Genomic DNA, 5640 nt, shown 5'->3' on the forward strand with positions numbered 1-5640 from the left:
TTGTGAAGTTGTAGTGTCGGCGGTGTCCTACTCTCCCACACGCTCCCGCATGCAGTACCATCGGCGCTGGTGGGCTTAGCTTCCGGGTTCGGAAAGGGACCGGGCGTTTCCCGCACCGCTAAAACCACCGACACATCTCAAACAGTGCCACACACAACTTACGTTGTGCTGGTGTTGGTGCCAGACACTGGCTAGTGGACGCGAGCAACACATCAAATGTTTCTATGCCCATGTTGTTTTGTTTCGGTCAATTAGTACCGGTCACCTCCACACATTACTGTGCTTCCAGATCCGGCCTATCAACCCCATAGTCTATAGGGAACCTCAAACGAAACCTTATCTTGAAACGGGCTTCCCGCTTAGATGCTTTCAGCGGTTATCCCTTCCGTACGTAGCCAACCAGCCATGCCACGGGCGTGACAACTGGCACACTAGAGGTACGTCCGTCCCGGTCCTCTCGTACTAGGGACAGCCTTTCTCAAGTTTCAACGCGCGCGGCGGATAGAGACCGAACTGTCTCACGACGTTCTAAACCCAGCTCGCGTGCCGCTTTAATGGGCGAACAGCCCAACCCTTGGGACCTACTCCAGCCCCAGGATGCGACGAGCCGACATCGAGGTGCCAAACCATCCCGTCGATATGGACTCTTGGGGAAGATCAGCCTGTTATCCCCGGGGTACCTTTTATCCGTTGAGCGACACCGCTTCCACAAGCCGGTGCCGGATCACTAGTCCCTACTTTCGTACCTGCTCGACCTGTCAGTCTCACAGTCAAGCTCCCTTGTGCACTTACACTCAACACCTGATTGCCAACCAGGCTGAGGGAACCTTTGGGCGCCTCCGTTACTCTTTGGGAGGCAACCGCCCCAGTTAAACTACCCACCAGGCACTGTCCCTGGCCCGGATCACGGGCCGAGGTTAACAGATACCCAATTCGATCAGAGTGGTATTTCAACAACGACTCACACACAACTGGCGTCACATGATCACAGTCTCCCACCTATCCTACACAAACCGAACCGAGCATCAATACCAAGCTATAGTGAAGGTCCCGGGGTCTTTTCGTCCTGCCGCGCGTAACGAGCATCTTTACTCGTACTGCAATTTCGCCGGGCCTGTGGTTGAGACAGCAGGGAAGTCGTTACGCCATTCGTGCAGGTCGGAACTTACCCGACAAGGAATTTCGCTACCTTAGGATGGTTATAGTTACCACCGCCGTTTACTGGGGCTTAAATTCTCCGCTTCGACCAACAAGTTGGTCTAACAGGTCCTCTTAACCTTCCAGCACCGGGCAGGCGTCAGTCCGTATACATCGACTTATCGTCTTCGCACGGACCTGTGTTTTTAGTAAACAGTCGCTTCCCTCTATTCTCTGCGGCCACAACACGCCAACCAGCCGCTAGGACCAGTGACCCGTCATGGCCCCCCTTCTCCCGAAGTTACGGGGGCATTTTGCCGAGTTCCTTAACCACAGTTAACCCGATCGCCTTAGTATTTTCTACCTGACCACCTGTGTCGGTTTGGGGTACGGGCCGCACACACACATCGCTAGAGGCTTTTCTCGACAGCACAGGATCATCGACATCCCCAAAAAGGGTACGCATCACGCCTCACCCATATAACGAGGAACGGATTTACCTATCCCTCGGGCTGCACGCTTACACCACAATCCAATAAGTGGCTCGACTACCAATCTGTGTCACCCCATCGCTTGGCTACTACCAGATCAGGTCCCACGCATCCACGAAACACCACAATCAAAGAAAGCAGCGTAACGCTTCTGGGCGGTTAGTATCACTGATTCACCATGGGCGCATGTGCACGGGTACGGGAATATCAACCCGTTGTCCATCGACTACGCCTGTCGGCCTCGCCTTAGGTCCCGACTCACCCTGGGAAGATTAGCTTGACCCAGGAACCCTTGGTCATCCGGCGGATGAGTTTCTCACTCATCATTCGCTACTCATGCCTGCATTCTCACTCGCGCACAGTCCACCACACGGTCACCCGGCGGCTTCAATCCATGCACGACGCTCCCCTACCCAACAACACCCTCAAAAGGATATCGCTGCCGCGGCTTCGGCGGTGTACTTGAGCCCCACTACATTGTCGGCGCAGAACCACTCGACCAGTGAGCTATTACGCACTCTTTCAAGGATGGCTGCTTCTAAGCCAACCTCCTGGTTGTCTTCGCGATCCCACATCCTTTTCCACTTAGTACACGCTTAGGGGCCTTAGCCGGCGATCTGGGCTGTTTCCCTCTCGACTACGAAGCTTATCCCCCGCAGTCTCACTGCCACGCTTACACTTACCGGCATTCGGAGTTTGGCTGATGTCGCTAAGATTGTAGTCCCGCTAAACCAACCAGTAGCTCTACCTCCGGCAAGAAACACGCAACGCTGCACCTAAATGCATTTCGGGGAGAACCAGCTATCACGGAGTTTGATTGGCCTTTCACCCCTACCCACAACTCATCCCCTCAGTTTTCAACCTAAGTGGGTTCGCGCCTCCACGACGTCTTACCGTCGCTTCACACTGGCCATGGGTAGATCACCCCGCTTCGGGTCCAGGACATGCCACTAAAACACCCTAGTTAGGATTCGCTTTCGCTACGGCTACCCCACAAACGGGTTAACCTCGCGACATGCCGCTGACTCGCAGGCTCATTCTTCAAAAGGCACGCCATCACCCCACACGGAGGCTCTGACGGATTGTAGGCACACGGGTTCAGGTACTATTTCACTCCCCTCCCGGGGTACTTTTCACCATTCCCTCACGGTACTATTCCGCTATCGGTCACACTGAGTATTCAGGCTTACCGGGTGGTCCCGGCTGATTCACAGCAGATTCCACGAGCCCGCTGCTACTCGGGGTATCAACAACACCAACGGCCCATGTGTTTTCACGTACCGGACTCTCACCGTCTACGGCAGGTCATTCCAAACCACTTCCGCTAACACACAAACACTCATCAGGCGCGGCCGGCAGACCACACAACGTCATTGCCCCACAACACCGTACACGCAACCCCTGCCGGGTATCACACGCATACGGTTTAGCCATTCATCCACGTTCGTTCGCCACTACTAGCAGAATCACTATTGTTTTCTCTTCCTGCGGGTACTGAGATGTTTCACTTCCCCGCGTTACCTCCACACCGACTATTTCATTCACCGGCAGGTGACCGCCCACAACGACGGCCGGGTTTCCCCATTCGGACATCCTCGGATCAACGCTCGGTTGACAGCTCCCCGAGGCTTAACGCAGCCTCCCACGTCCTTCATCGGCTCAGTATGCCAAGGCATCCACCGTGTGCCCTTACAAACAAAACACACAAAACACTAAGAACAACCGCAAAAACGGTCACATTCTCGACGAAACAAAAAATAAAGATACTCGCGTCCACTATCCAGTTCTGACAACAACACCAACCACACACCCACCAACCCCGCAAGGCCAGCAAGCCACATGGCCGCAACACCAGGAACATAATGTCCCAGACACCCGACAGTGCACCAACGAACGTTTCCAATTCACCCGAACACACCCACAATCGCTTACACGACGCGCGTCCACCCGATTATCATTATCCAGCCGGCGTGCGGAACACTCGTCCGCCACAAACCAACCGCCACACCCACACACCCAACCACCAACCGGTGACCAGGCAAGCACAACACTCACGATGAGCGTGGAAAAAAAGCTCCTTAGAAAGGAGGTGATCCAGCCGCACCTTCCGGTACGGCTACCTTGTTACGACTTCGTCCCAATCGCCGATCCCACCTTCGACAGCTCCCCCCACAAGGGTTGGGCCACTGGCTTCGGGTGTTACCAACTTTCATGACGTGACGGGCGGTGTGTACAAGGCCCGGGAACGTATTCACCGCAGCGTTGCTGATCTGCGATTACTAGCGACTCCGACTTCATGGGGTCGAGTTGCAGACCCCAATCCGAACTGAGACCGGCTTTAAGGGATTGGCTCCACCTCACGGCTTCGCAACCCACTGTACCGACCATTGTAGCATGTGTGAAGCCCTGGACATAAGGGGCATGATGATTTGACGTCATCCCCACCTTCCTCCGAGTTGACCCCGGCAGTCTCTCATGAGTCCCCACCATAACGTGCTGGCAACATAAGACAAGGGTTGCGCTCGTTGCGGGACTTAACCCAACATCTCACGACACGAGCTGACGACAACCATGCACCACCTGCATGCAGGCCACAAGGGAAGACACATCTCTGCGCCGATCCTGCACATGTCAAGCCCAGGTAAGGTTCTTCGCGTTGCATCGAATTAATCCACATGCTCCGCCGCTTGTGCGGGCCCCCGTCAATTCCTTTGAGTTTTAGCCTTGCGGCCGTACTCCCCAGGCGGGGCGCTTAATGCGTTAGCTACGGCACGGACCCCGTGGAAGGGACCCACACCTAGCGCCCACCGTTTACGGCATGGACTACCAGGGTATCTAATCCTGTTTGCTCCCCATGCTTTCGCTCCTCAGCGTCAGTTACTGCCCAGAGACCTGCCTTCGCCATCGGTGTTCCTCCTGATATCTGCGCATTTCACCGCTACACCAGGAATTCCAGTCTCCCCTACAGCACTCAAGTTATGCCCGTATCGCCTGCACGCCCGGAGTTGAGCCCCGGGATTTCACAGACGACGCGACAAACCACCTACGAGCTCTTTACGCCCAGTAATTCCGGACAACGCTCGCACCCTACGTATTACCGCGGCTGCTGGCACGTAGTTAGCCGGTGCTTCTTATACAGGTACCGTCAATCTCTCTTCGTCCCTGTCGAAAGGGGTTTACAACCCGAAGGCCGTCATCCCCCACGCGGCGTCGCTGCATCAGGCTTGCGCCCATTGTGCAATATTCCCCACTGCTGCCTCCCGTAGGAGTCTGGGCCGTGTCTCAGTCCCAATGTGGCCGTACACCCTCTCAGGCCGGCTACCCGTCGACGCCTTGGTAGGCCATTACCCCACCAACAAGCTGATAGGCCGCGGGCTCATCCTGCACCGGAAAAACCTTTCCACCACACCCACTAACGATGCAGTCATATCCGGTATTAGACCCAGTTTCCCAGGCTTATCCCGAAGTGCAGGGCAGATCACCCACGTGTTACTCACCCGTTCGCCACTAATCCACGGTGCAAGCACCGCTTCATCGTTCGACTTGCATGTGTTAAGCACGCCGCCAGCGTTCGTCCTGAGCCAGGATCAAACTCTCCATAAAAGCTTTTAAGCAATAAGAAAAGCCCAAAACCTAGCAAAACAAACAACCAGCACACCACCCAACCCAAAAGAACCGGGCAGCGTAAAAATGATTGTCCAAAAAAATAAAGCAGATGAAACATCCACTCCCATGATGCGCGTCATTCGACGAGGAAAAACAAACGCACCACAAAAACATCCGTCCCAACCACCACAGTCAACAACCACCACACGACACCCACACAACGCAGGCACCACACAATGGCTGATTAAGGAAGCGACTTACACTCCCCGGCACACGCCACGACCATGAATGATCCGGAAACGAATCAAAAACTATCCACCCAGCAAACACAACCACCCCACAAAAACAGGGCAACCACATTCACCAAGCAAATACATTGGCACACTATCGAGTTCTCAAACATCAC

General features: G+C 54.9%; 3 rRNA genes. All 3 read right to left on the reverse strand.

Annotated elements, in window-relative coordinates:
* Positions 1-14: 14 nt before the first annotated feature.
* Positions 15-132, reverse strand: a 5S ribosomal RNA gene (rrf, locus tag QWU44_RS11605).
* Positions 133-232: 100 nt separating this feature from the next.
* Positions 233-3331: ribosomal RNA gene (locus QWU44_RS11610) — 23S ribosomal RNA — on the reverse strand.
* A 379-nt stretch (positions 3332-3710) separates the two neighbouring features.
* Positions 3711-5231: ribosomal RNA gene (locus QWU44_RS11615) — 16S ribosomal RNA — on the reverse strand.
* Together the 16S, 23S and 5S rRNA genes form the textbook arrangement of a ribosomal RNA operon.
* Positions 5232-5640: the final 409 nt, after the last annotated feature.

The organism is Corynebacterium sp. CCM 9203 (assembly GCF_041357675.1).
Classification (GTDB): domain Bacteria; phylum Actinomycetota; class Actinomycetes; order Mycobacteriales; family Mycobacteriaceae; genus Corynebacterium.